22 protein-coding genes are annotated in these 21,325 nt (G+C 69.1%); 10 read left to right on the top strand and 12 right to left on the bottom strand.

The annotated features are described in order from the left end of the window. Positions 1–546: 546 nt before the first annotated feature. From AB0J64_RS27385 to AB0J64_RS27370, 4 genes are all read right to left on the bottom strand, one after another. Positions 547–1,383 (bottom strand): ABC transporter permease, encoded by an 837-nt coding sequence (locus AB0J64_RS27385; protein WP_364032476.1) that lies wholly within the window; start codon positions 1,381–1,383, stop codon positions 547–549. Next, complete coding sequence (locus tag AB0J64_RS27380; protein WP_364032474.1) at positions 1,380–2,405, bottom strand: ATP-binding cassette domain-containing protein; 1,026 nt, start codon at positions 2,403–2,405, stop codon at positions 1,380–1,382. Before AB0J64_RS27380 ends, AB0J64_RS27385 begins: the two co-directional genes overlap by 4 nt. A gap of 83 nt (positions 2,406–2,488) precedes the next feature. Then, positions 2,489–3,406, bottom strand: coding sequence for a phosphotransferase (locus AB0J64_RS27375; protein WP_364032472.1), 918 nt, complete (start codon positions 3,404–3,406; stop codon positions 2,489–2,491). 73 nt (positions 3,407–3,479) lie between these two features. After that, the gene (locus tag AB0J64_RS27370; RefSeq protein ID WP_364032470.1) at positions 3,480–4,154 is read right to left on the bottom strand and encodes a hypothetical protein; all 675 of its coding nucleotides are present in this window, start codon (positions 4,152–4,154) and stop codon (positions 3,480–3,482) included. 296 nt (positions 4,155–4,450) lie between these two features. On the opposite strand from AB0J64_RS27370, the gene AB0J64_RS27365 reads away from it, so the two are divergent. Genes AB0J64_RS27365 through AB0J64_RS27350 form a run of 4 tightly spaced genes read left to right on the top strand, consistent with a single transcriptional unit; the run spans position 4,451 to position 8,160 of the window. Beyond that, complete coding sequence (locus tag AB0J64_RS27365; protein WP_364032468.1) at positions 4,451–6,754, top strand: nitrate- and nitrite sensing domain-containing protein; 2,304 nt, start codon at positions 4,451–4,453, stop codon at positions 6,752–6,754. Further along, a complete protein-coding gene (locus AB0J64_RS27360) occupies positions 6,754–7,185 on the top strand; it encodes a roadblock/LC7 domain-containing protein (RefSeq protein ID WP_364032674.1) in 432 nt (143 codons plus the stop codon). The genes AB0J64_RS27365 and AB0J64_RS27360 overlap by 1 nt, the downstream gene beginning before the upstream one ends. Continuing rightward, a complete protein-coding gene (locus AB0J64_RS27355; RefSeq protein WP_364032466.1) occupies positions 7,182–7,580 on the top strand; it encodes a DUF742 domain-containing protein in 399 nt (132 codons plus the stop codon). The genes AB0J64_RS27360 and AB0J64_RS27355 overlap by 4 nt, the downstream gene beginning before the upstream one ends. Next, positions 7,561–8,160, top strand: coding sequence for an ATP/GTP-binding protein (locus AB0J64_RS27350; RefSeq protein WP_344999313.1), 600 nt, complete (start codon positions 7,561–7,563; stop codon positions 8,158–8,160). Before AB0J64_RS27355 ends, AB0J64_RS27350 begins: the two co-directional genes overlap by 20 nt. Before the next feature lie 13 nt (positions 8,161–8,173). On the opposite strand, the gene AB0J64_RS27345 is transcribed toward AB0J64_RS27350, so the two are convergent. From AB0J64_RS27345 to AB0J64_RS27335, 3 genes are all read right to left on the bottom strand, one after another. After that, a complete protein-coding gene (locus tag AB0J64_RS27345; protein ID WP_364032464.1) occupies positions 8,174–8,731 on the bottom strand; it encodes a hypothetical protein in 558 nt (185 codons plus the stop codon). Positions 8,732–8,881: 150 nt separating this feature from the next. Next, positions 8,882–9,364: a pyridoxamine 5'-phosphate oxidase family protein gene (locus AB0J64_RS27340; protein ID WP_364032461.1), complete on the bottom strand. Its 483-nt coding sequence runs from the start codon at positions 9,362–9,364 to the stop codon at positions 8,882–8,884. Further along, on the bottom strand, positions 9,361–10,761 hold the full coding sequence (locus tag AB0J64_RS27335) for an MFS transporter (protein WP_364032458.1): 1,401 nt from the start codon (positions 10,759–10,761) through the stop codon (positions 9,361–9,363). Before AB0J64_RS27335 ends, AB0J64_RS27340 begins: the two co-directional genes overlap by 4 nt. A 365-nt stretch (positions 10,762–11,126) precedes the next feature. Between AB0J64_RS27335 and rsgA the strand changes: the two genes are divergently transcribed. From rsgA to AB0J64_RS27315, 4 genes are all read left to right on the top strand, one after another. Beyond that, entirely contained in the window at positions 11,127–12,254 is a 1,128-nt protein-coding gene (rsgA, locus tag AB0J64_RS27330; protein ID WP_364032455.1) for a ribosome small subunit-dependent GTPase A, read from the top strand. Between the two features lie 50 nt (positions 12,255–12,304). After that, a complete protein-coding gene (locus tag AB0J64_RS27325; RefSeq protein WP_364032452.1) occupies positions 12,305–12,817 on the top strand; it encodes an N-acetyltransferase in 513 nt (170 codons plus the stop codon). A gap of 140 nt (positions 12,818–12,957) precedes the next feature. Then, complete coding sequence (locus AB0J64_RS27320) at positions 12,958–14,046, top strand: FAD-dependent oxidoreductase (RefSeq protein WP_364032449.1); 1,089 nt, start codon at positions 12,958–12,960, stop codon at positions 14,044–14,046. 16 nt (positions 14,047–14,062) lie between these two features. Further along, positions 14,063–15,685, top strand: a complete 1,623-nt coding sequence (locus tag AB0J64_RS27315) for a thiamine pyrophosphate-binding protein (protein ID WP_364032446.1) — start codon at positions 14,063–14,065, stop codon at positions 15,683–15,685. A gap of 2 nt (positions 15,686–15,687) precedes the next feature. Here AB0J64_RS27315 and AB0J64_RS27310 read toward each other — a convergent pair whose 3' ends face one another. After that, positions 15,688–16,128 (bottom strand): cell division protein CrgA, encoded by a 441-nt coding sequence (locus AB0J64_RS27310; RefSeq protein ID WP_364032443.1) that lies wholly within the window; start codon positions 16,126–16,128, stop codon positions 15,688–15,690. A 96-nt stretch (positions 16,129–16,224) separates the two neighbouring features. Then, on the bottom strand, positions 16,225–16,503 hold the full coding sequence (locus tag AB0J64_RS27305; protein ID WP_364032440.1) for a hypothetical protein: 279 nt from the start codon (positions 16,501–16,503) through the stop codon (positions 16,225–16,227). A 123-nt stretch (positions 16,504–16,626) separates the two neighbouring features. On the opposite strand from AB0J64_RS27305, the gene AB0J64_RS27300 reads away from it, so the two are divergent. Both AB0J64_RS27300 and AB0J64_RS27295 read left to right on the top strand, forming a co-directional pair. Beyond that, the gene (locus tag AB0J64_RS27300; RefSeq protein ID WP_364032437.1) at positions 16,627–17,697 is read left to right on the top strand and encodes a DUF6745 domain-containing protein; all 1,071 of its coding nucleotides are present in this window, start codon (positions 16,627–16,629) and stop codon (positions 17,695–17,697) included. Between the two features lie 10 nt (positions 17,698–17,707). Further along, positions 17,708–18,145: a hypothetical protein gene (locus tag AB0J64_RS27295; RefSeq protein WP_364032435.1), complete on the top strand. Its 438-nt coding sequence runs from the start codon at positions 17,708–17,710 to the stop codon at positions 18,143–18,145. On the opposite strand, the gene AB0J64_RS27290 is transcribed toward AB0J64_RS27295, so the two are convergent. The 3 genes from AB0J64_RS27290 to AB0J64_RS27280 form a co-directional block, all read right to left on the bottom strand. After that, positions 18,146–19,126, bottom strand: a complete 981-nt coding sequence (locus AB0J64_RS27290; RefSeq protein ID WP_364032432.1) for an LLM class flavin-dependent oxidoreductase — start codon at positions 19,124–19,126, stop codon at positions 18,146–18,148. A 103-nt stretch (positions 19,127–19,229) separates the two neighbouring features. Then, a complete protein-coding gene (locus AB0J64_RS27285) occupies positions 19,230–20,558 on the bottom strand; it encodes a glycoside hydrolase family 6 protein (RefSeq protein WP_364032429.1) in 1,329 nt (442 codons plus the stop codon). Between the two features lie 131 nt (positions 20,559–20,689). Further along, positions 20,690–21,259 carry a TetR family transcriptional regulator gene (locus tag AB0J64_RS27280; RefSeq protein WP_364032426.1) on the bottom strand — a complete coding sequence of 190 codons (570 nt, stop codon included), beginning with the start codon at positions 21,257–21,259 and terminating at the stop codon, positions 20,690–20,692. Positions 21,260–21,325 lie beyond the last annotated feature (66 nt).

Genomic DNA, 21,325 nt, shown 5'->3' with positions numbered 1-21,325 from the left:
TGCGCGGCCGAGCTCGCCCTCGCCCGCGGCGAGACGGCCGCCGCGCTCGCGGAATACCGCCTGGCCGTCCAGCGGGCGCGGGACCTGCGCCTGCCCGGGGTGCCGGACGCGCAGTTCACGCCGTGGACGATCATCGCGGAGTCGGTCACCCTGACGGCGTACGCCTACCACGCCCCGCCGGAAGACGTCCCGTACGGCGAGGAGCTGTTCTCCACCGCCCGGGGCTACGACCTGCTGGCCGTGGAGAACCCCGTCCTCGACTACCCGATGTGCGGATCGATGCTCTTCGCGCTCGGCGCCTGGGGGCTGCTGCGGGAAGCCATGGCCCCCCGCGACGCGATCGGGTTGCTGGTGCTGGCCGAGCGGTTCGCGTACAACAGCAGCATGCCCAGCATGACCTTCGAGCGGATCGAACCGTACGCGGAGCGGGCCGCGCCCGGGATGATCGCCGCAGTACGGGCCGAGTACGGCGATCGACGCGGCCCCGACCTGCTGGACGAGGCGTGCGGTCTCGTCGAGCAGGTCTCCGGCCGTGACGGGCAGATCTCACATGTGCCGCTTGTAGCTGCGTACCGACAGCGGCGCGAAGATCGCGATGACGATCAGGCACGCCAGGAGCGTCCAGGCCACCTCTCCGCTGACAAGGGCGCTGTTGGCAAGGTCGCGGGCGGCCGTGACCAGGTGTGAGACCGGGTTGATCCGGACGAACGCGGCCAGCCAGCCGGGCAGGGTCTCGACGGGGACGAACGCGTTCGACAGGAACGTCAGCGGGAACAAGATCATCATAGAGATGCCCTGCACGGCCTGGGCACTTCGGGCGATCGTGCCGACCCACGTGAAGACCCACGCCAGCGACCAGCCCGTGCAGATCGCCAGCAGGATCGCGGCGAGCACGCCGCCCGCACCGCCACCCGGACGGTAGCCCATCACCAGGCCCATGCCGAAGGTCAGAGTAGCCGCGATCGTGTAGCGCAGCAGGTCGGCCACCATCGGGCCGGCGAGCGGCGCGATCCGGGCGATCGGCAACGACTTGAACCGGTCGAAGACGCCCTTCTCCATGTCCTCGCGTAGTTGCGTGCCCGTGGCCATGCACGTCGTCAACACGGTCTGGGCGAGGATGCCGGGGACCATCAGGGGGAGGTAGCTCTCCACGTCACCGGTGATGGCGCCGCCGAAGATGAAGGCGAACATCGCGGTGAACAGGATGGGCTGCAGCGCCACGTCGAAGAACTGCTCCGGGTTGCGACGCATCTTCTTGAGCGCCCGCCACGCCATCGTCAGGGTCTGGCCGAGCGTCTCCCCCATGGAGACGCGCCGCTTGGCGGCCGCCACGCGGTCGGCGGCCCGGACCGCCTCGCGGGCGGATGCGATCATGGTGCTCATCGGTTCTCCTCCGTACCGGTTTCGTCGTCCCCGTCCGTCTCGTGGCCGGTGAGGGCGAGGAACACCTCGTCCAGGCTGGGCTTGGCCACGCTCACCGAGGAGATCGACACCCCGGCGTTGCGCAGCGCGATCAGTACGTCGGCGGCCAGGTCGGCCTGGTCGAGGGCCACGTTGAGGCGGCCCTGCTCCGGGCTGAGTACCGGGTCGGAGCCGAGGACACGCCGCACGACCTCCACGGCGGCGGGCACCTCGTCCGGCTCGGCGAGCAGCAACTGGAGGGTGGAGTTGCCGACCGCGGTCTTCAACTCGTCGGGGGTGCCCTCGGCGACTTTGCGGCCGTGGTCGATGACGGCGACGCGGTCGGCGAGCTGGTCGGCCTCGTCCAGATATTGCGTGGTCAGCAGCACCGTGCAGCCGTCGGCGACCAGACCGCGGATGGTGTCCCACATCTGGCCGCGCGTGCGCGGGTCGAGACCGGTGGTCGGTTCGTCGAGGAAGATCAGCGGTGGCCTGGTGATCAGGCTGGCCGCCAGGTCGAGACGCCGGCGCATGCCGCCGGAGAACTGCGCGATCGGTTTGTCGGCGGCCTCCTCCAGGCCGAATTGGCCCAGCAGCTCGCCGGCGATGCGCCGGGCACGCGGCCCGGCGATGCCCTGCAGGCGGCTGAAGAGCCAGAGGTTCTCGCGGGCGGTCAGGTTCTCGTCGACCGACGCGTACTGTCCGGTGACGCCGACCAGCTGGCGGATCACGTGCGGGTTGCCGGCCACGTCGACCCCGAAGATCTCGGCACGGCCCGCGTCGATCGTCAACAGGGTGGCCAGCATCCGTAGTGTGGTGGTCTTGCCGGCGCCGTTCGGGCCGAGGACGCCGAAGATCTCTCCGGGGCGTACGTGCAGGTCGATCCCGTCGACGGCGCGGTGCTCGCCGAACGTCTTGGCAAGCCCTTCCGCACGTACGGCCAGATCGGCGCCCCCGTCGGGGGCCGGGCCGCCCCCGGTACGTCCGAGTTCTGTGATGCTCATGGCTTCACTCTCGGCGGTGTCGGTTTCACGGCACCCTCGACCAGGTTTCACCGGTTGCCTCGGTGAGAACTGACACCGCGAAATCAGGCCAGATCAGCCCAGGGGGCCGGTGGGGTTGAGGCGAAGAAGCGGAGCAGGCCCAGGAGTCGGCCGGCTGGAGGGGCGGTCCAGTGGCGTTCGCCCGGGTGCGGGACGGGGTCTGCCAGGCGTCCGAGTGCCCAGGTGAGGTGGAACCACAAGACGCGGGCTTCCCAGCTTTCCTCGCCGGTTTCCTGTCGGTAGCCGTCGAGCATGGCCGGGATGCCGGTCAGGGGCACCTTGGCGAAGTCGACAGCAGGGTCGGCCCATTGGGCATCGCCCCAATCGACGATCCCGTTGAGCCGGCCTGTTTCCGGGGAGACCAGGAGGTTCTGCGGAGCGATGTCGCCGTGCACCAGGACCGAGGGCGGATCCGCAGGGAGATGCGCCGAGAGCCGGTCGAACCAGCCGGTGAGCCAGCGGGCGGCCTCGGCGTCGATCCAGCCGGCCACGAGAAGGTGGTCGGTGAGTGCCCAGGGGTCTGCGGTGCCGTCCTCCACGGGGACGGCATGGAGGTCAGGTGCGGTGGCCGGGGTCAGCCGGTGCAGTTGGGCCAGTTCCCGCCCCACCTGGTGGAAGACGCGGTCGGCGGTGGCGGGAGGAAGGTCGAGGCTGGCGAGATCTACCCCATGCGCTCGGGCGAGCACCATGTAAGGAACGTCCACCACCGAACAGGTGTCGTCGAAGGCGACGACTTCCGGCGTCCGCACACCTGCGTGCAGGGCGGCGGGGATTACTGCGACCTCCTTGGCCAGGTCCGGGAGGAACTGCTTGCTCCGTGGGATGCGCAGGACCAGGTCGTCTCCGAGAAGGAAGACGTGGTTGGCCACCCCCTGCGGGAGGGGCCGCACCTGCTCGGCGGTGATCCCGTGCAGGCCGGCGATGGCGGCCAATGCCTCGTCGTTCGTCTCGTACTCCAACACGATCGAGCATGCTGACACGGACGGCCGGGACCCGTCTCCCCCTTTTTCCAGGAGGCCTGGCGAGTGTGCACGGTCAGTTGCCGGCCAGGAGAAACCTCGCAGCCAGTTCGTCGGCCGACTCGGCGACGTCCTTCGAGCCATCGACATCCAGGATCGGCAAGTCCACCTTGAGAGCTTGGCGTCGTACCTCTCCATCCCAGAGTTCGTCGCGGGCCAGCCGATTCGCCATCGCCTCGGTGTGGTCGCTGTTTCCCCAGTTGGCTCGCGCTCGCGCAATGTCAGCGAATCTGGTTCCCAATGCATGGCGACGGAAATCGGGGGTCGGCAGCAGAAACACGGCCTGCTCGGGCCACGTCAGCAAGGGCGCGAGGTCCGCAGGCAGGATACGGAAGTCATCGACCAGCACCGGCCGGTCGGTCGGCAGGTCGAGCAGGTCTTCGATGACGAATCCGAATGTCTCGCCATGCAGACTGGGCATGCCCTGAAAGATCTCTTCCGGCGTGCGGCCCGTCCATCTCTGTTCCAGGGGTGTTTGCAGCAGTGCGCACATATAGGGATGTTGCTGTGGGGTGCACCGCTGGACATGGCGACGTTCGGCCAGATCGCCGTCATATACGAACACGTCATGGCGTTCGGCCAGGACCCGGGCGAGGGTGCTCTTGCCCGCGCCGGTGCCTCCTGCGATCCAGCGGACATGCGCAAGCCGGCGGATGAGATCAGCGGGGTCAGGTTGATTCAGGACTGTCATGCCTGCCAGTCTCGCCTGCCCGGCTGGAGCCGTGTCGAGACCTCCGCCCGGTGGGCCGTCGGAGTGGGGGCTTTCGACTCACCTGCTGTATGGCTACTATCGGGCACCAATCGCCTACTTGGGTGATTGTCGTCATGGACGCACCAATCGGTGAGGAGAGTGTCCCGCGCGTGGCTGGAGTGGGCAGGTTCGGGCGACGGCGAGCGGGGACCGTGGGCGACGGGAGCGGGTTATCGGGGTCAACCAGCGGCGAGCCGCGGCGACTGGCCGGTGTCCGCCGACTGCCATTGCGTACCGTGCTGCTCATTGTCGTGTTCGTGCCGAGCATGACCTTCACCCCGCTGTTGGCTTCGGGCATGTACCAGCTGGCCACCCAGTGGCGGGCGGAGAAGGCCCAGATGGATCTGGCCACCAATACGGTCGGCAGACCTGCGGCCAACCTGTTCTTCAGCCTTGACCAGGAGCGACGGCTCACCGCGGAGGTACAGGCAAATCCCCGCGGCGCCTCCCGCGACAAGCTTGCCAAGCAGCGCGCGGTGACCGACCAGGCCGTGGGCGCCTTCCGTCCCCTGGTTGCCCTGGACGTCGCCAACGGACAGGAAGGGCTCACCGACGCCATCGCCCGGACCGAACGCAGCCTCGGCCTCCTCGATCAGCAGCGCGGAGCGGTGGACGCCGGTTGGTCCAACCCGCAGAAGGCGTTCGACTACTACAGCGACGTCCTTGAGTCGGACCTCGGCGTGTTGACCGTCCTCAGCCACACCGAGCACGGTGAGGTGAACACCAAGGCACAGACCCTGGTCGACCTTTTCTGGGTCGTCGACATGATCGGCCGCGAGGACGCCGTTCTGGCCCGTGGCTGGCAGACGGGGCGCCTGACAAGAGACGAGTACGGCCTCGTCACCGACGCCATCGGCACCAGGAAGCACCTCCTGCAGTCCCGGGTGGTCCCCAGTCTCACGGACAACGAGACCAAGTACCGGACGCTGACGGCCAGCAAGGCGTGGGAGACCATGACCGCCCTGGAAGGGCGGCTGGTCACCTCCGAGAGCAACCAGGTGACGCTCCCCGAGGCCGGCACCGTGTGGCGCTCCTCGGTGGACGCGGTCTCCGGGCAGGTGATGCAGCTCCTCCGCCTCCGGCTGGAGAACGTCAGCAAGATCGGCTACAGCCACACCGGCATGCTCTTCACGATCTTCATCAGCGTCAGCACCGTGGGCCTGCTCGCCTTGGGCCTGGTGTTCTTCACCAGCTGGCGCCTCACCGCCATTCTTCGCCGGCGTATCCTCCACCTGCGCGAAGATGCCCAGGAGCTCCAGGAGCGGCTGCCCAAGGTGGTCGCCCGCCTGGAGCGCGGCGAGGACGTCGACGTGGACGCGGAAGTACACATGGTCGAGCCCACCCCCGACGAGCTCGGCGAGCTCGGGCAGGCCCTCAACCTGGCCAGCCGCAGCGCTGTCCTCACTGCCGTGCGGCAGGCCGAACAGCACCGTGGCTTCCAACGCATGCTCCAGCGCATCGCGCGCCGTACCCAGATTCTCATCGGCCTTCAGCTGAAGAAACTGGACGAACTGGAACGCAAGCACGAGGACCCGGAGGTGCTGGAGGGCCTGTTCGACCTGGACCACCTCACTGCTCGGCTGCGCCGCTACGAGGAGAACCTGGTGATCCTCGGCGGCGGGCAGCCGCAGCGCCGCTGGCGGAAGCCAGTACACCTGCTCGATGTACTGCGCGCCGCGCAGGGCGAGGTCCAGGACTACCGGCGGATCACGATCGACGTCGAGGGCGAGTCCTGGATAGCCGAGCGCGCGGTGGGACCGCTGGTCCACGTTCTGGCGGAACTCATGGAGAACGCCACGACCTTCTCCAAGCCGCTGACCCCCGTCGAGGTGCGGGCCGCACCGGTCAGCCGGGGCGTCGCCGTGGAGATCGAGGACCGCGGCCTGGGCATGGAACCCGAGCAGTACGCCGCCGCCAACGCCCTGATGCAGTCGCCGCCGCAGCTCGATGTGATGACACACGCCGACGATGTACGGCTCGGCCTGTACGTGGTCGCCCGGCTCTCCGCGAGCCTGGGCCTCCAGGTGGAACTGCGGTCGTCGGCCTTCGGTGGCACCCGTGTCATCGTGCTGCTCCCGGAACCGCTGGTGGTCGACCGCCCCCAAGCGGTACCGGAGCCGGCCGCACTCCCCGACGAGGTCCCCCAGGATGCCGCCGATCCACAGCCTCACGCGCGGGAAAGCCACCCGCTCCACGAGGACGCGCAGTTGCCGACCCGCTCCAGGGGACGCGCGCTGGCAGACCTGACAGCACCCGGCGGAGCACGCAACCGGGGCGACGCACCCCCGTCGTCCAACCGCCGACCGCTGCCCCAGCGGGTACGCCAGGCCAACCTGGTCACCGAGCTCAAGGTCCCGGCGGCCAGGGATGAACGGACCGACCAGGAGACCCGGGTCGTACGTGATCAGCCCAGCCGATCCAGTGCCACGATCGGCGCGTTCCAGAGGCAGTCCCGCAGGCGCCGGACCGGTGACGACGCCTTGCAGTCCCGGCCGAACGCATCCTCAGAGCCCAGCTCCCCTACGACGGAAGAACGATGATGACGCAGCGAACCACCGCCACCAACAGAGACCTGGACTGGCTCCTGGACGGTCTGGTCGATCAGGTCGCGGGCGCCCGGCACGCCATCGTGCTGTCCGACGACGGCCTGGTGATCAGCCGGTCCCAGACCATCGAACGCTCGGACGCCGAACGCCTCGCCGCGATCGCCACCGGCCAGCAGAGCCTGGCTCGCGGCGTCGGACAGCTCTTCAGCGGCGGACCGGTCCACCAAGTCATCATCGAAATGGCCGACCTGTGGCTGTTCGTCACAGCTGCGGGCCGCGGCACCCATCTGGCCGTGGTCGCGTCCCAGGAGGTTGACGCCGAACTGATGGCCGTCGCGATGGACACCCTGATCCAGCAGGTCGGTCAGAAGCTGGGCACCGATGCGCGTTCGCCGCAGGCCGATGATGCGGGGAGACACGAATGAGACACTGGACGGAGGGCTTCGACGACGATGACGCCGACGAGCCTCTTGTCCGCCCCTATACGATCACCGGCGGGCGCACCACCTCCGAGCGGGACGACCTGACGCTGATCACTCTGGTGACGGCGATCTCCGAGGTCTCTTCGGCAACCGGACGCGATCTGAGGAGAATGCAGCCGGAGCACCGCAGCATCCTCGCCCTGTGCAAGCGGCCGCTGGCAGTGGCCGAAGTCGCCTCCGCACTGAACCTCCCGGTGTCAGTGACCAAGATCCTCATCGGCGATCTGATCGAGGCCGGTCAGATGCGGGCCCGGCCACCGTTGGCCTTCGCACAGGCCGGCGGCTTTCCTGACATGTCAATCCTTGAGGCGGTGAGGGATGGATTACGCAAGCTCTGACCACGGGGACACTGCTCCCTTGGCAGTGAAGATCCTTATCGCCGGTGGTTTCGGCGTCGGGAAGACCACCCTGGTGGGTGCGGTGAGCGAGGTCGCCCCGCTGCGTACGGAGGAGTACCTGACCCATGCCAGCGTCGGCGTCGATGATCTGGAAGGGCTGAGCGGCAAGTCCACCACCACCGTCGCGCTGGACTTCGGACGAATTACCATCAACAGCGAACTCGTGCTCTACCTGTTCGGCACCCCCGGGCAGGAACGCTTCTGGTTCATGTGGAACGACCTTGTCCAAGGAGCGATGGGCGCGGTCGTCCTGGTCGACACCCGCCGGCTGGATGTGAGCTTCGCGTCGATCGACTTCTTCGAGAGCCGCGGCATCCCCTTCGTCGTCGGCGTCAACTGCTTCCATGGCGTCAGGGACCGGACGCAGGAGGAGATCCGCAGGGCGCTCGATCTCGATCCGCAAGTGCCGCTCGTGCTCTGTGACGCCCGCGACCGGGCGGCGGGCCGCGATGTGCTGCTGGCACTCATCGACCACCTGATGGCGGCCCGGTCCCGCGTCACACCGCACCCCGTGGCCTGACCAGGCCACCAGCTCACAGGCTCAGCACCACGATGCCCACGCCGAGGATGAAGTCGAGGACCATGCAGAACTCGGCCATCGATCGCGCCACCACCTGCTTGGCCCGCCAGACAAGCACGTCCTGTACGCCGTGGCCGATCAGCGCCGCCGCCACCAGGAAGCCGCCGGCCTGGGGCGACAGGGTGAGCGCCAGCAGCGCCGCCCCGCCGAAGACCAGCATGGCCGGAACCTGTGCCGCCGTCAGCACCGGCTTGCGTAACAGCCCGCCCACCAGTCCGAGGACGATGAGCGAGATCGCGCCGCCGACCAGAGCGGGCCAGGCGTCGATCTCGAGCTTGTCCAGCACCACCCACGCCACGGTGCTGCTGATGAAGAGGACCCAGACCGTGCCAGGCTTGCCGAGCACCGCCGTACCGAGGTAGATGAGCGCTGCCAGGAAGACGACGAACGCCAGGCTGCGACCGTTCTCCATGTCGAGGAGGGTGAGGGCGGCGAAGCCCAGCCCGAGCAGGGTGGGCCAGCGATGGGCGGCAGCCGGCAGTACGCCCGAAGGCGCGGAAGTCTGTGTCATGAACCAAGATTTGCCGGTGGGCCGCCGGCGGAACAGGACTTGCGCGCTCGAAGTCCGAAATCTTGGTGACCTGGTCCCCATGCGCGCCTCCGCCACCGGGCAGCGGCCCTGCCGGTGGGCGGCAGGGCCGTTCGCCCCGTGGGACCGACGTCACGTCTCTGGCGCCGTCCAGATGCGGCCGCGCAGGTCCATGCCGCGGATCACCTGGATGCGCCAGGGGTCGAGGCGAAGGACGTGCAGCTTGGGATCGGCGGGCGATCGCCAGAAGTTGCCGAGGTCGTAGCCGGCCCCACGCGGGCTGGTGGCGCGGTAGAGGTCCCAGACGTACTGCTTGGCATCCGGTTCCTCGACCCAGGTGGCCACGGCCTCGATGGCGACCGAGTTGTTGCCCGGTTTCCAGTAGGAGAAGGAGGTGTGCGGGTTGGCCGCGAGGTGGGCCGCCTTGACCGCGGTCTTGTACGTGGCCAGCCAGCCGCGCGGCTGCCCGTCCACGGCTTCCCAGACAGGGATGAGGACGCGGGTACGGGGGCGGTGCTCGGCGTCGACGGTGACCATGGTGGCGTACGCGATAGCGCCGACGAAGGCGTTGAACTCGCTCTCGATCTCCGCGAAGGAGGTCACCGTCAGGGTCATCGCCCCCTCCTCAGGCCGAAGGCGCTGACCACGGCGGCCAGGGCGGCGGCGGCGATGGGTACGGCCAGGGCGGCGCGATAGCCGCTGAGCACATCGCCCGCGCTGCCGTCCGATGTGGTGGCGACGATGACGGCGGTGCTGGCGGCGAGCCCGAGCGCGGCGCCGAACTGGAAGGAGGTGTACAGCAGCCCACCGGCCAGTCCCTGCTCGCTCTCCTCCACGCCGTCGGTGGCGACGATGGTCAGCGGCCCGTACGCGAGGGCGAACGCCACCCCAAGAATGATCATGGTGGGGAACATGGCGAGGTAGACGGTGTCCAGGCCGATGGGGAGAAACAGAACATAGGACAGTACGGCAAGCAGCAGCCCGGCCAGGATGACCTTCGGGTTGCCGTAGCGGTTGACCAGCCGGGGCGTGAGGGTGGGGGCGAGGACGGCGTCCGCGCCGATGGCCAGCATGGCCAGGCTGGTCTGCAGCGAGCTCCAGCCGCGCAGCTCCTGCAGGTACAGCACCGCGATGAACTGGAACCCGAAGAAGGCGCCGGAGAACAGCAGGCCCGCCAGGTTGGCCCGCACCAGTGGCCCGGAGCGCAGGATGCCCAGCCGTACGAGCGGAGCGGCGGACCTGCGCTCGATCACGACGAACAGGGCGACGAGGACGAGCCCCGCGGCGATGATGGCGGAGGTCCATCCCGCACCCGCATGGGCGGCCCGCTCGACGCCGAGCACCAGCAGCATGATGGCGGCGGTGATGGTGACCGCTCCGAGCCCGTCCACCCGCCGATCGCCGGAACGTTCCGTCGGGGTGGCGGGGATCAGCGGCAGCGCCAGGAGCAGGATGATCAGGGCCAGTACGGCGGGCGCGAACAGCACCAGCCGCCAGTTCGCGGCCGCCAGCAGCCCACCCAGCACCAGGCCGAGCGAGAAGCCGCCCGCCGCGGTACCGGAGTAGACCAGCAGCGCCTGGTTGCGCTGCGGCCCTTCCTCGAAGCTGGTGGTGATGATCGACAGCCCGGCCGGCGTCATGACCGCGGCGGCGACGCCCGCCACGAAGCGGGCGGCGATGAGCATCCAGCCCTCGCCGGCCATCCCGCCCAGTGCGGAGACGACGAGGAAGATCGCCAGCCAGACCAGGAACATGCGGCGGCGGCCGAACAGGTCAGCGGCCCTACCCCCGACCAGCATGAACCCGCCATAGCCCAGGACGTAGGCACTGATCACCCACTGCAGCTCCCCGGTGGACAGGCCGAGGTCGGCCCGGATGGCGGGCAGCGCCACGTTGAGCATGGCGACGTTGATGCCCTCCAGGAAGATCGCCCCGCACAGGACGAGCAGCATTCCCCAGGCCCGCGGCGTCAGGCGCAATGGCGGCGGCGGTGATTGAACGGTGGTGGACACAGGAAACCTCTCCCATAGTTCTTTTTGGTAACAGAGGAATCTTGCGTGACCGTCGGCGACCAGGGAAGACGGCACTTCAAAGGCACCGAGTTACCGCGCAGGAACCGTGGACGACCAAGGCCGTACGCAGCGGTGGGCGGCAAGCGGTGCTAGGGTGCCGAACGTTGATGTTGGACACGGGATGAAGGGAGGTGAGGTTTGATGACCGCGGTGAAGACCACCGCTGCCCTGCGCAGCGCCCGGACAATCCTCACGTCCCGGGCCCCGGTCTGACCGACTTCTGCCCTCCCGTCATGAGCCGTCCGGCTCGCGGAGTGGATGACGCCTGAGTCCTGCCGGGGTCCCTTCCCGCAAGGTGTCTCACGTTGAAACCTTCCTTTACGGATTCCTCAAATCTGTCCCAGTACGGGTGGACGCCGGCACTCGACGACGTCTTCGCCGACCACCGCAGGGCCGGCCTGACACCCGCCCGGATCATGCGCGTACATCGAGGCTCGTGTGACGCGATCACCGAGCACGGCCCGGTCCGGGCCTCCGTGCCGGTGCCGCATGCCGCCGATCCTCTGGCCGCGCCGTGCACCGGCGACTGGGCGGCGCTGCGCCCCGGCCGAGACCCCGAACTGGTGGCCGTGCTCCCCCGGCACAGCGCGATCGTGCGCTCGTCGGCGTCACGCACCTCCCACGGACAGGTGCTGGCCGCCAACATCGACACGGTCGTCATTGCGGTCTCCCTGGCCGCCCCTCTGAACGCCGCCCGCCTGGAGCGCTTCATCGCCCTCGCCTGGAGCAGCGGCGCGCAGCCGCTGATCGTCCTGACCAAGGCCGATCTGGCGGCCGACGCCGATGCCGATGCCGCGCACGCCGATGCCGGCACCACGTACGCCGATGCCGTCGCCACGCATGCCGAGGTCGGCGCGCTCGCGCCCGGCGTCGGCATCGTGGCCACCAGCGCCGCCACCGGCCACAACATCGACGTCCTGACGGCGCTGCTGGGCGATGGCACCACGGTTCTGCTCGGACCCTCCGGCGCGGCCAAGTCCACACTCGGCAACGCCCTGCTCGGTGCGGAACTGCTGGACACCGGCACGGTGCGGGAGCAGGACGGCAAGGGCCGGCACACCACCGTCCGCCGCGAGCTGGTCCGCCTGCCCGGCGGCGGTGTGCTCATCGACACTCCGGGCCTGCGCGCGATCAGCCTCCATGACGCCGCAGACAGCCTGGAGCAGGTCTTCGCCGAGATCGAACAGCTCGCCGAAGGCTGCCGCTTCGGCGACTGCGCTCACGGCACCGAGCCCGACTGCGCCGTACAGGCCGCCATCCGGGCAGGTGAGCTGGCCGGACGCCGTCTGGACAGCTACCGCAAGCTCCAGCGCGAGACCGCCTGGCAGGCTTCGCGCACCGACGCCCGGCTGCGCGACGAGCGCGTGAACCGGCAGAAATCCATCACCAGCCATCTCCGCGCCACCTACAGGTTCCGGGACCAGCAGCTGTGAACGCGCACCGCGACCCGGACACGACCGTAGAAAAGGACTCCCGCACCGTCATGACCACCCCTTGGATCACCCGTACCGAGACCGACGCCGACCGTGACCAGATCCGGGAGGTCAACCTCGCCGCCTTCCCCACCTCGCACGAGGCCGACCTGGTGGAGGCGCTGCGCGCCGACCCGGCGGCCTGGCTGCCCGGTCTGTCGTGGATCGCGCACGAGCCCGACGGCGCCGTCGCCGGGTTCGCGCTGCTCACGCGCTGCCACGTCGACGGCCTCCCCGCCCTCACCCTGGGCCCCTGCGCCGTACGGCCCGAGCACCAGCGTCGTGGCGCCGGTTCGGCGGCCATCCGCGCCTCCCTGGACGCCGCCCGGCGGCAGGGTGAGAACCTGGTCCTCGTGCTCGGCCACGCCGAGTACTATCCGCGTTTCGGCTTCACGCCGGCCTCGCGCCACGCCATCCGGCCGCCCTTCGACGTCGAGGACAAGTACATGATGGCGCTCGTCTTCGACCCTGCCCGGCCCGTGCCGTCCGGCACGATCCGCTATCCGGCCGCCTTCGGGGTCTGATCCCGTCAGCCCATGCGGTGGGCGCCTGCCACAAAGGCGCCCGCCGTACGGCGACTACATCGTGTTCATCATCCATGACCATGGGTAAGCATGCGGGTGCACGCTTCTCCCGAGCCGCGACCTGATCTGAGGGATGGAAAATGGCATCCGCCAATCTGCCGACGCCTGACTTCACCTTCGACCCGAATGCGCCCGGGGCATGTCTCGCCGGGGTCAGGCCGTACCGTACCGGTTCCTTCCGGCTCGACGCCGAGACCGATTCCGGCAGGTTCGTCGTGCACAATTACGGCCACGGCGGCTGCGGCATCACGTTGAGCTGGGGCTGTGCCGCCAAGGTCAAGGAGATGGTCCAGAAGCGCATCGCCGTGTCGCATGACACGGAGGTCGCGGTGCTCGGCGCCGGGGTCATGGGGATGACCGCCGCCACCTTGCTGCTCGACCTCGGCCTCAGGGTCACGATCTATTCGGACCGCGACCCGGTCCAGACGACGTCGTTCAAGGCGGGCGGCCACTGGGCCGTGTCCGTCGTCACGTACGAGGGCAAGGAGAACGAGCTCAAGGACATACTCAAGACGTCCTACACGACCTTCAAGAACAGCATCGGCCATGGGTTCGGCGTATCCGAGCGCCCCAATTTCACGCCCAAGCCGTCACCCAATCTCGACGTCGTGGAGCAGCTCGTGCCGGGGCTGCTGCCGGCTCGCGTCCCGCTGGCGCACCTGCCGTTCGAAGGGCCACCCAGGTCCGGGTTCAAGTATCAGACGTTGCTGGTGGAGCCGCCGATCTTCCTCCCGCGGCTGGAAAGCGACCTGAAGGCACGCGGCGTCATGTTCGTGCATCGCAACTTCACGAGCAAGCACCACGTGTTCACGTCGCTGACGCAGAAGCTCATCGTCAACTGCACGGGGCTCGGCGCCAAGGCGCTGTGGAACGACTCGAAGATGGTCCCCATCAAGGGGCAGCTCGCGATGCTGCCGGCCCAGCCCGACCTGCAATATCTGTACGGCCAGGACGGCTACATGTTCCCCCGCGCCGATCATGTCGTCATCGGCGGCACCTTCGAAGAGGGTGTGAACAACGAACTGTTCGACAAGGCAGTGTGCAAGGGCCTGGTCAAGCACATGGCCGCGCTCTTCGGCAAGGCGGCGCCCAGGCCGATGCCGGTCATCCACATTCACCACCCGCGCAACGCGGCAATGGTCGATCCGGCGATGCCGGTCCGCGTCTGATCCGGGGTCTGTGGACATGGCCTTCACCGTCGCCGACTACATCCTGACGCGGCTGAGCCAGCAGCAGGTCAACACGCTTTTCGGCGTGCCGGCCGCCTTCTGCGCGCCGCTGTTCGACGCGGTCGGTCCCCATGGCATCAGACCGGTCGTCACCGCGAGCGATCTGGAGGCCGGTTACGCGGCCGACGGGTACGCGCGGATGAAAGGCCTGGGCGCCGTGGCGGTCGCCAACGGGGTCGGCATGTTGAGCATGATCAACGCGATTGCCGGCGCCTTTGTCGAGCGCAGCCCGGTCGTCGTCCTCAATGGCGGCCCGAACACCGGCAACCTCAACAACTTGAAGGACTTCGACGTCCTGTTCTCGCATTCGACCGGGCAGCCCGACACGGACCTGGCCGCGTACAAGCTCGTCACCGCGAGCGCGGCGCGTGCCGGAAAGGCGTCGGAAGTGCCGGCCGTGGTGGACAGCGCGATCGCGACCGCGATCAGGAAGAAGCGGCCGGTCTATGTCGAGATCAACAGGGACATCTGGAATCTGGCCTGCCCGATGCCGGCCGGGCCGCTGCCGCTCGCCATTCCGGCGGCGGGCACGGAGCAGCAACTCGCGGCCACGATCGTCGGGCTGATCCGCGCCGCGACGTCGCCGGTCATTCTCGTCGGCACCGAGATCCAGCGTTACGGGCTCGCCGGCAAGGTGGCCGAATTGCTCGCCAAGCTGGGCGTCCGCTGGTCGACCGCGCTGCTCGCCAAGTCGGCGCTGCCCGAGCAGGGCAACGGCTGGGTCGGGGTCTATGCCCCGCCGCATTCCACCCCTGCCGCCACGAACGCCGTCGAGCACGCCGATCTGCTCGTGATGCTCGGCTGCGTGTTTCCCAGCAACTACGCCACGCTGGTGACGACCGGCGGCAACCGCATCGTCTCGGCCTATGACGGCAAGGTGAAGATCAAGGGCGGCCCCAAGCAGAGCGCGGAGATCGGCGCTCTTGTGTCGGCGCTCGTCACCGAGGCGGCGAAAGCGCCACCGAAACCGGTGCCCGCCGCGGTGGATCCGCCCGCTCCAGCGCCGGCCGCGGGCCCGTTGACCTACCGCCAGGTTTTCGAGCGCATAGGCGCCGCGCTGGACGATTCCTGGCTCGTGGTCCCCGACACTTTCCTGGGCGTCGCCTCGGCCGCGAACCTGCCGGTGAAAGGGCGCGACTCGTTCCTGTGCGGCGCCGTGTGGGCCTCGATCGGGCATTCCGTGGCCGCCGCGGTCGGCGCGTCGTTCGGGTCGAGCAGGCGACCCCTGGTCATCTGCGGCGACGGCGGTTTCCACATGACCGCGCAGGCGCTCTCCACTCTCGCGCGATACGCCCGCAACCCGGTCGTCGTGGTCGTCGACAACGGCATCTACGCCTTCGAGCAGTTCCTCATCGACGACGCGTATTTCGGCGATCCGAGCGCGCAGCCGAAGCCGTACGTGGTGCTCAATCGGTGGGACTTCGTCAAATTCGCGAACGGGCTCGGCGTGCAGTCCGCCCAGTCGGTCAACACCCCGGCGGCCTTCGATCAGGCGCTGGGTACGGCGAAGGCGTCAAACGCCCCGGCCCTGATCGTCGCGAAGGTCGATCCGCACGGCCTCCCGGCCGAGCTCACGTGAGCTCACTCTGATGGGCGTCGTACCGCCAGGCTCAAGCCGAGGACCACGAGTACGAAACCCACCAGAAGGTTCAGGTTCCCGAACGCCCCTAACGGGCCTTCGCCTGGCGCAAGGTAGTAAATGGCGGCCCAGACAATGCCGGTGATCCACATGAGGGTGCCGAGCCAGAACCGTGACCGGCGCCGCGGACTGACGGTGAAATGACGGTCTGCCGGGTGAGTTCTTCCCACCTCCGCAGGCCCCTCTTGCGCAGGTGTGCGCTCCTGATCAGGACGAATGTCCGCGCCGATGCTACGCCCGACCACGCGGCTCAGCGCACTCGTGCCGCTTTCCGCATAGGTCTCCGTGAGTGCTGCGGCCAATTCGTCCCAGGCGTCACAGCCATTTCCATAACGAGGCCGACTCCGCGACCTCGTCCCCGCCGGCGAGCTCAATCCGTGCATCCATAAGAGCCCCCATCCACCGCCCGACACCGATCGTGCCAAGGGCGCGCCTCGTAGCGTTCCAGGAAATGACCGTGGCGGGAAGTATTCCCCCGCTCAGAGCACGCCCAGCTCCCCCAGCGGGGTGCGCCAGTAGTCCTTGTCGAGGGGCCTGCTCTGGAGCAGGGCCTCCGTGTCGGCGCGGGTGCGGTCGAGGTCGGCGGCGGCATGAAGGATCTTGTTGAAGGTCTTGAACGCCTCGTCGTCCCCCGGCTGCATCCGGCTGCGGCGGATGCGCTCGTACCAGTATTTCTGCTCCTGCTCGATCCTCGGCAGCAGCTCGGAACGGGTGAGCGTACGCGCTTCCTCGATGGTGAGCCGTTCGAAGCCGGACATGGGTTCATTGTGGCGCGATGGTTCAAGAGCCGTGAAGTGCCTTGCGCCGACTGGACATCCGCGGCGCCGTTCTGTCACCATCTTTCACATGATCGTGAGAAAGGACGACGCCACCCTGATCCGGTGAGCGATCCGGTGCAGCGGGAAGCTGCCATCATCCGCGAGCAATGGCTGGGCCAGGCGCTTTCGACGCTGCCCGCCGACCGTCCGGCCGCAGAGGCCGCCATCTCGGGCCTGTACCGCCTGATCGGGCTCCCTCCACCCCGCTTCCACTGGGTCGCGTCACCCGCCGCCGCCCTGTCGACCGTCCCGCCAGGGGCACAGACCCGCGAATCAGTCGAGCGCATGGCCGCATGGCCGGCGCGCGGCCGGTTCGAGGCGCTGGTGCGGGAGCTGTTCAGGGAGCTCGACGCGCGGATCCGACCGGCGCGACAGCCCATCGACCGGCTCATCCAGCAGCAGGTTCAGTTTCCGCTGAACCGCTCGATCTCCGCCACCCTCGTCCCACCGCTGCGGGCGGCACACACCGGGCCGCTCCATGAGAGCTTGTACTGGCACCAGCACATTGCCTGGATCGCCCGCTACGACGCCCTGCGGCGGGTGGCCGGTGTCGCTTTCACCGGCCCGCAACTGGAGCGGCTCGGGCTCTGGGCGACCGCCGCCGCATCGTGTGGCTGGTGGTGGCCCAGGGAAAGCGTCTGCGTCGTCTCCGAGCGGCCGGTCACCGTGCACACCGAGATGTGGGGCGAGGCCGGCGAGGTGCGGCTGCACTGCGCCGACGGCCCGGCGGTGCGCTACGCGGACGGCTGGGACCTGCACTCCTGGCACGGCACGCAGGTGCCGCCCTGGGTGATCACGGATCCGGACGTCCGGCGCATCGCGGACGAGGCCAACGTGGAGGTCAGGCGGTGCGCCATCGAGCGCCTCGGCTGGGCCGCCTACATCGAGCAGGCCGGGCTCCGGCTCGTCGCCTCCGCGCCCGACCCCGGCAATCCCGGCTCCGAGCTGCGCCTCTACGACATGCGCAGGGGCACCAGAGTGCTCCTCGCGGTCAACGGGTCCGTCGAGCGCGACGGACGCCGCCGGCGGTACGGGCTGACCGTGCCGGCCTTCCTCCACGACCCGATCGACGCCGCCGGCTGGACCTACGGGCTGTCCGCCGCGCAGTACTCCCGACTTCTCCGCCGAACCTGAGGTGAACACCATGACTGTGACTCTCGCCACCCTGACCCAGCAGACCGGACTCGCCGTGCTCGACCATCTCGAGCAGTCGGCGCGCATCCCCGTCGTCGACGGCCTCCAGGCCCAGGGCGACCTCATCGTGATCCCCCGCTCCGTCGTCACCGCATCCGTACGGACCTGGCGCGACGCCCGCTGGCAGCCCGTCCCCCCGGAGGGCGTCGAGCTCCTGCGCGGCGCGGCCGGCGGCAACCCTCACACGCTCGTCGCCGACCCGGGCACCTGCATCTGGACGACTCAGGTGTCGGACTCGGACGGGCTGGCGATCGGCATGTTCGAGGCGTCGGCCGCCGTCTACCTGCTGCATCCCGAGCATGGAGGTACGGGCTGCGCGCCGGGCGCGTACGTCGTGCGGCGGCAGCGCGAGCACGAGGGCCACCGGAGCCGCCTCGTGGCGGACTGATCAGAGCCCGTGCGCCTCCGCCAGCAGCTCGGCCGAGCGCAGCCCCGCCTTCCTGTCAGGCGCGGAGAAGGCCACGATCAGCTCGTCGGCCCCGGCGTGCTCGGCGAACCGGCCGACATAGTCCTTGACCTCGGCCGGATCGCCGACCGCCGAGTATTTGGCCATCTGCACGATCTGCCGCCCCGCCGGGGAATCGAGGATCATGTCGGCCTCCTCCGGCGTGAACGTGCGCCCCCGCCCCAGGAACCTGCTCACCCTCAGCCGCTTCGAGGCCAGGAACTGCTCCTGCGCCTCCTCCGACGTCTCCGCCGCGATCACGTTGAGCGCGGCGATGACGTACGGCCGGTCGAGCTGCACCGACGGCTTGAAGTCGCGCCGGTAGAGCGCCACGGCCTCCTCCAGCGCGGTGGGCGCGAAGTGGGAGGCGAACGCGTACGGGAGCCCCAGTGCGGCGGCGAGCTGGGCCCCGAACAGCGAGGAGCCGAGGATGTACAGCGGCACGTCCGTGCCCTTGCCCGGCGTGGCGTCCACACCCGGGATGCGGGACTCGCCCCTGAGGTAACCCTGCAGCTCCAGAACGTCCTCCGGGAACGAGTCGGCGGACGACGGGGTGCGCCGCAGGGCGCGCATGGTCTGCTGGTCGCTGCCCGGCGCCCGGCCGAGGCCGAGGTCGATGCGTCCGGGATGCAGGGTTTCGAGGGTGCCGAACTGCTCGGCGATGGTGAGCGGGGAGTGGTTCGGGAGCATGACGCCGCCCGCCCCGAGGCGGATCGTCCGGGTGTGGGCGGCGACGTGGGCGATGAGCACGCTGGTCGCCGAGGAGGCGATGCTCGGCATGTTGTGGTGCTCGGCGTACCAGACCCGCCGGTAGCCCAGCTCCTCGGCGCGCTGGGCGAGGGCCACGCTGGCGGCAAGGCTATCGGCCGCCGTCTCCTCCTCACCGATGACCGCCAGATCAAGGATGGACAGCGGCAGTGCCATGAGTACGCGCCTTTCCCCGAGGGTGTCGACCTGGCACTGTGCAACAGCCGAGAAGGCGCCGTTATTTCGCCGGTGGGCCCCTTGACCGGGGCCCACCGGGTGCTCAGGAGGCCGTGCAGGTCACCGGAGCGGGTGTGCCGTTCTGGCCGGTCCAGTTGCCCAGGAAGCCGAACGTGGTGGTGGCGCCGGCAGCGAGACTGCCGTTGTGGCCGGCGTTCGTGACGGTGACGGGGTTGCCGCCCGCCAGGGTGCCGTTCCAGAGCTGAGTGATCGTCTGGCCGTTGGGGAACGTCCAGCCGACCTTCCAGCCGGAGATGGCGGACGAGCCGGCCTTCACGGTGACCTCACCCTGGAAGCCTCCCTGCCACTGGCCCGTCACCTTGTAGGTGGCCGTGCAGCCTCCGGGACCCGTTGTGGGGGTCACTGTGGGGGTGACCGTCGGGGTCACGGTGGGAGTCACGGTGGGCTGCGGGGCGGCCATGGCCAGGTCGTACGCCCGCTGCGGCACGAACTGCCCGGCCGCCGCGATGCACCCGTCGGACTCGCCCGGAGGCTTGACCCAGAGGAAGGCGTCGATCGCCGCGTCACCCGTGTTGGTGGTGCTCCAGCTGCCCGTCGCGCGGCCCGCCGGGTCGCACCACTCGCTGCCCTGCGGCCCGTTGCCGTTGCGGCTGGTGTCGATGACCGCCTTCAGCCTGGACACGCCGGTCGCCGCGATGACGCTCTTCGCGTACGACACCAGTCCGGGAGTGGAGCGGTAATTGGAGGTGTTGAGCGCGATGCCGTCGGCGCTGTTGGCCACGTCGGCCCCGACCAGCCTGGAGGCGGCCTCCGAGGGGGACAGCCACGCGTCGTGGCCGATGTCGAAGTACACCTTGACCTGCGACGACGTCCCCTTGAGCTTCTTGCCGGCGTAGGCCATGGACGCCTTGACCTCGGCCTGCTGCGCGGAGCTCATGCAGTTCGTCATGATGGCCAGCGCGTCCGGCTCCAGCACGATCGTGGCGGGCCGGCCGCCGAGACCGGCCGCGATCTGGTCGATCCAGGCCCGGTACGACGCGTGGTCCGGCGCGCCGCCCGCGCTCGCGCCGCCGCAGTCGCGGTTCGGCATCTCGTACACGGCCATAATGGGGATCTTGCCTGCCGCGGCGGCCGCGCCGACGTACGCGTCGACCTGGCTGCGCACGGTGGAGGGGTTGTACGAGGCGAACCACCGGCCCTGGGGCACGGCGGCGATCCGGTCCCTGATCACCGCGGTACGGCTGTCGTTGGGGTTCGCGGCGACCCACTTGGCCGCGTTGGTCTGCGGATCAACATAGAAAGCGGAGTCGGCGGCCGCGGCGGTGGTGGTCGAGGAGAGGACGACCGACCCCGCCACGGCCATGGCGGCCGCCGCGAGGAGCACCGCCAACACGGGCCTTCTGCGAGACATGAAATTCACTCCATCCGTCATGCGGAAAGCTGTGGGAGCGCTCCCACCCGGTATTTGGATGGTAGGTAGCCGTGCCGGCCCGCCGAAAGACATCCGACCGCTGCGCGCGGCATCCCCCAGGCCAGGGCTACCTAGGAAGGTGAAACTTTCAAGCAGGCCTCGAAGACCGCGGTCAGGCGGTCGACGTCGGCCGGGGTGGGCGTCTCGGGGCCGATGCGGCGGCGCATGGCGCCGACTCCGAGGAGGACCGCCGTGGCCATGCGGGCCCTGGCGTGCGCGTCCGGGCCTCCCAGACGCTCCTCCAACGGGTTGAGCACGGCAGTGAGCAGGCGCTCCCGGGCCACCGCCTGAACCTCGGGGTGGCCCGCCGAGCGCTCCAGCGTGCGCAGGATCGGGCTCTCCGGCGGGTGCTCCATGCGCTCGGCCGCGTATTCGGCCAGCCGCCGCGGCAGGCTCTCGGGGGCGCCGGCGAACAGGTCGCTGAAGGCCGGCTCACCGTCCAGAACCGCGCCGAAGAGGCCGGCCTTGGAACCGAAGTAGCGCCCGACCAGGGCGATGTTGGCGTCCGCGGCCGCCGCGATCATCCGAACGGTCACCCGCTCGTATCCATGCTCCCCGAACAGCGTGCGGGCCGCACGCAAGATCCTCTCGCGAGTGGCCTCGCGGCCGCGTGGCCGGGCGTCCGTCACCTGGGCGTCCATGCTCGCACTCTACTCAACGGACCCCCACTTGCCGCGCGGCTAGTAAACGCGCGTATACTCACGTGG

Origin of the sequence: Nonomuraea sp. NPDC049695, from assembly GCF_040674955.1 — a bacterium.
GTDB lineage: Bacteria > Actinomycetota > Actinomycetes > Streptosporangiales > Streptosporangiaceae > Nonomuraea > Nonomuraea helvata.
This window is presented reverse-complemented; position numbering and strand designations above follow the sequence as displayed.

What these genes read in the sequence shown, in the direction of transcription:
- AB0J64_RS27385 (WP_364032476.1), bottom strand. Translation starts at nt 1,383, where the DNA reads ATGAGCACCATGATCGCATCCGCCCGCGAGGCGGTCCGGGCCGCCGAC.
- AB0J64_RS27380 (WP_364032474.1), bottom strand. Translation starts at nt 2,405, where the DNA reads ATGAGCATCACAGAACTCGGACGTACCGGGGGCGGCCCGGCCCCCGAC.
- AB0J64_RS27370 (WP_364032470.1), bottom strand. Translation starts at nt 4,154, where the DNA reads ATGACAGTCCTGAATCAACCTGACCCCGCTGATCTCATCCGCCGGCTT.
- AB0J64_RS27360 (WP_364032674.1), top strand. Translation starts at nt 6,754, where the DNA reads ATGACGCAGCGAACCACCGCCACCAACAGAGACCTGGACTGGCTCCTG.
- AB0J64_RS27355 (WP_364032466.1), top strand. Translation starts at nt 7,182, where the DNA reads ATGAGACACTGGACGGAGGGCTTCGACGACGATGACGCCGACGAGCCT.
- AB0J64_RS27350 (WP_344999313.1), top strand. Translation starts at nt 7,561, where the DNA reads ATGGATTACGCAAGCTCTGACCACGGGGACACTGCTCCCTTGGCAGTG.
- AB0J64_RS27345 (WP_364032464.1), bottom strand. Translation starts at nt 8,731, where the DNA reads ATGACACAGACTTCCGCGCCTTCGGGCGTACTGCCGGCTGCCGCCCAT.
- AB0J64_RS27340 (WP_364032461.1), bottom strand. Translation starts at nt 9,364, where the DNA reads ATGACCCTGACGGTGACCTCCTTCGCGGAGATCGAGAGCGAGTTCAAC.
- AB0J64_RS27325 (WP_364032452.1), top strand. Translation starts at nt 12,305, where the DNA reads ATGACCACCCCTTGGATCACCCGTACCGAGACCGACGCCGACCGTGAC.
- AB0J64_RS27320 (WP_364032449.1), top strand. Translation starts at nt 12,958, where the DNA reads ATGGCATCCGCCAATCTGCCGACGCCTGACTTCACCTTCGACCCGAAT.
- AB0J64_RS27315 (WP_364032446.1), top strand. Translation starts at nt 14,063, where the DNA reads ATGGCCTTCACCGTCGCCGACTACATCCTGACGCGGCTGAGCCAGCAG.
- AB0J64_RS27310 (WP_364032443.1), bottom strand. Translation starts at nt 16,128, where the DNA reads ATGCACGGATTGAGCTCGCCGGCGGGGACGAGGTCGCGGAGTCGGCCT.
- AB0J64_RS27305 (WP_364032440.1), bottom strand. Translation starts at nt 16,503, where the DNA reads ATGTCCGGCTTCGAACGGCTCACCATCGAGGAAGCGCGTACGCTCACC.
- AB0J64_RS27295 (WP_364032435.1), top strand. Translation starts at nt 17,708, where the DNA reads ATGACTGTGACTCTCGCCACCCTGACCCAGCAGACCGGACTCGCCGTG.
- AB0J64_RS27290 (WP_364032432.1), bottom strand. Translation starts at nt 19,126, where the DNA reads ATGGCACTGCCGCTGTCCATCCTTGATCTGGCGGTCATCGGTGAGGAG.
- AB0J64_RS27285 (WP_364032429.1), bottom strand. Translation starts at nt 20,558, where the DNA reads ATGTCTCGCAGAAGGCCCGTGTTGGCGGTGCTCCTCGCGGCGGCCGCC.
- AB0J64_RS27280 (WP_364032426.1), bottom strand. Translation starts at nt 21,259, where the DNA reads ATGGACGCCCAGGTGACGGACGCCCGGCCACGCGGCCGCGAGGCCACT.